This is a genomic window from Haladaptatus sp., assembly GCF_049589095.1.
Lineage (GTDB): Archaea > Halobacteriota > Halobacteria > Halobacteriales > Haladaptataceae > Haladaptatus.
In genome coordinates this window covers 1-2,778 of sequence record NZ_JBAWAC010000224.1, presented here as the reverse complement: position 1 = coordinate 2,778, position 2,778 = coordinate 1, and the positions used below count along the sequence as shown (strand labels likewise).

General features: G+C 62.6%; 2 protein-coding genes and 1 pseudogene. All 3 read left to right on the top strand.

The window, feature by feature from the left end:
* Nucleotides 1–894, top strand: a pseudogene (locus WBV42_RS07280) (Pyrrolo-quinoline quinone); the annotation flags it as partial.
* A 69-nt stretch (nucleotides 895–963) separates the two neighbouring features.
* On the top strand, nucleotides 964–2,235 hold the full coding sequence (locus WBV42_RS07275; RefSeq protein WP_423985436.1) for an anion permease: 1,272 nt from the start codon (nucleotides 964–966) through the stop codon (nucleotides 2,233–2,235).
* Nucleotides 2,236–2,331: 96 nt separating this feature from the next.
* Entirely contained in the window at nucleotides 2,332–2,775 is a 444-nt protein-coding gene (locus WBV42_RS07270; protein WP_423985435.1) for a universal stress protein, read from the top strand.
* The last annotated feature ends 3 nt before the right edge of the window (nucleotides 2,776–2,778 follow it).

Genomic DNA, 2,778 nt, shown 5'->3' with positions numbered 1-2,778 from the left:
CTCACGTCCGCTCCCGGGTTGGGATTGTCCGGAATCCTCGTCGGAACGGCCGCGTTCGCGGCCTACCGACGATTCAACGGCGACGACGATTCGACGGCGGCCGCCGTCGAATCGCCCGCGGAACCGGAAATGGAGTACGGCCGCCTCGAACGGCTTTCGGCGGACGAGTTCACCGAGACGTATCGGGTGAGAAAACGGACCGACGACGGGCCGAAACTCGTCGCCGAACGGCAACTGACCGAGCCACGGGTCGTCGGGACGTTCCGTTCGGCGGTCGAACGGTGGGCGGAACTGAACGACCGACCCGGCGTCGTGCCGGTGCTCGAAACCGACGGCGACAGCATCGAACTGCCGTACTACGAGGACGGTTCGCTCGCGGATTCCGACCGGCCGTTCCCGGAGCGACTCGACGCGCTTTCGGCGGCGAGTACGGTCGTTCACGACGCCCATACCGACGGTATGATTCACGGAGGCCTGACACCGGCATCGGTTTTCTTGGACGGCGACGACGCGTTCGTCGCCGACTGGGAACTCGGCTCTGCCCTCGCCGAATTCCGCGACTCGGCCGACCCGTCGCCGTACGATGCGCCGGAGCAGGTCGCGGGAACGGAAGCGGACGAACGAACCGACGTGTACCGTCTCGGCGCGATTGCGGCGTTCGTTCTGACCGGAAAAAGTCCGGACGAAGGATCACTTCGTGCCCTCGACCCGGAACACAGGGAAGTCATATTAGCACAGGCGGGTCCGCAGGAGTTCGAGTTGCTCCGTGACGACCCCGTCTCGGAGGACCTGTACGAAATCATTTCGAAAGCGAAGGCCGAGGACCCCGCGGACAGGTACGAGTCGGTCGTAGCGTTCGACGACATGCTCCGTTGGGCGGCGTTTCGTGCGTGAGTTTGGACGCTGATTCGGACGGGCAAAAAGGGATAGTCCTCGCTCCCGTTGTACGATTGGGGGAACAGCGTGGTTAGTGTACTACTGTTAGTTGGATTGTTCGTCGCCGTGTTCGTCGGCTACAACATCGGCGGTTCCTCGACCGGGGTCGCGTTCGGTCCCGCGGTCGGAAGTAGAATCATCGGGAAGGTCGGAGCGGCGGCACTCTTCACGGGCTTCGCGCTCTGGGGTGGCTGGACGGTTGGGAGGAACGTGATCGAGACGATGAGCAACGGTATCGTTCCAGCCAGTCAGTTCACGTTGGGGACGAGCATCATCGTCCTCTTTTTCGCCGGGGTTGCGTTACTCATCTCGAACCTGTTCGGCGTCCCTGCGTCGACGTCGATGACGGCCGTCGGCGCAATCGTCGGGTTAGGGCTGGCGACGAACTCGCTCAACGAATCGCTGATGTTCACCATCGTTTCGGCGTGGATCGTCGCACCGCTCTCGGCGTTCCTCATCGGGTTGATCGTCGGCCGCTATCTCTATCCGTATCTCGACGCCCACTTCTCGTTCTCGCGAATCGAGGGTGGGCTGATTACGCTCGACCGTTCGGGGTCGATTCCGCGACCCAAACTCGGCAGTGACGTCGGTGGGCGCGAGGCTGGCGGTGCGACCTCGGTGCTCATTATCGCCTGCTACATGGGGTTCAGTGCGGGTGCGTCGAACGCGGCGAACGCCGTCGCACCGCTCATCGGGAACGGATCGATCACGGCGAGTCAGGGAATCCTGCTGGCTATCGGTGCGATCGGTCTCGGTGGCTTTACTATCGCTCGGCGGACGCTCGACACCATCAGCGACGGGATTACCGATCTGCCGATCCTGGCGGCGCTCATCGTCTCGCTCATCGGTGCGACCATCATCACGATCCTTTCACGGCTCGGAATTCCGGCGAGTCTCGCGGTCAGCACCACCTCGTGTATCATCGGACTCGGTTGGGGACGAGCGAGCAGAGCGGTGACGGTTGCCGAGGTCGCGGATGCCGCGATACAGGGGGAGCAAACGCCCGTTGCCGAGCTTTCATCGGGTGCACTGATCGCCGAGACGAGTGAAACCGAGGTGCCGCCCGGCCCGACGATCGGCGAGATGGCGGAGGGGGAAGCACCCGAACCGCCCGCGGCACGGGACGGCGGCGAATCCGGTCAGGTCGCGCCCATCGGCGAGGAGAGCGTCGAGGAACTGGCTGCGGAGAACCTGTTCGACCCGGCGGCGACGAGTCGAATCGTCCTTCTCTGGGTTCTCTCGCCGACGCTTTCGGCAGTCGGGTCGTTCCTCATCTTCGAGTTCATCCTGCACACCTGATGGGTTTGTTCTGCGCGATCAGCCGGTTCGTTTTTACGCGATTCCTGACTGGGACAGAGGAAATCGTTTTACCTCCCGTCTGCCGTCTCGTGTTCCATGAGCGAACACGTTCTCGTTCCGCTCGATGGTTCGCCTAAATCGATAGAAGCGTTCGAGTACGCACTCGAAATACCTGACGCGGAACTCACCCTCATCACCGTCGTCAATCCGTTCGACATCGACCCGTTGTCACCGGGATACCAGTCACCGCTCGGCAAAGCGGGGATGCCCGCTTACTCACAGGAGTGGTATCAGAAGGAGTGGGATAGCGTCCACGAACTCCACGACGGACTACGGGAAAAAGCGGACGACGTTCCGGTCGAAAGCGTCGTCAAGATGGGACAGCCCGCCCGTCAAATCCTCACCTACGCGCGCGAGAACGATATCGACCACATCGTCATCGGAACCCACGGACGCGACGATATCTCGCACATTCTCCTCGGGTCCGTCGCCGACAGGGTGATGCGCCGTGCGCCGATGATGGTGACGGTCGTTCGCTGAGGT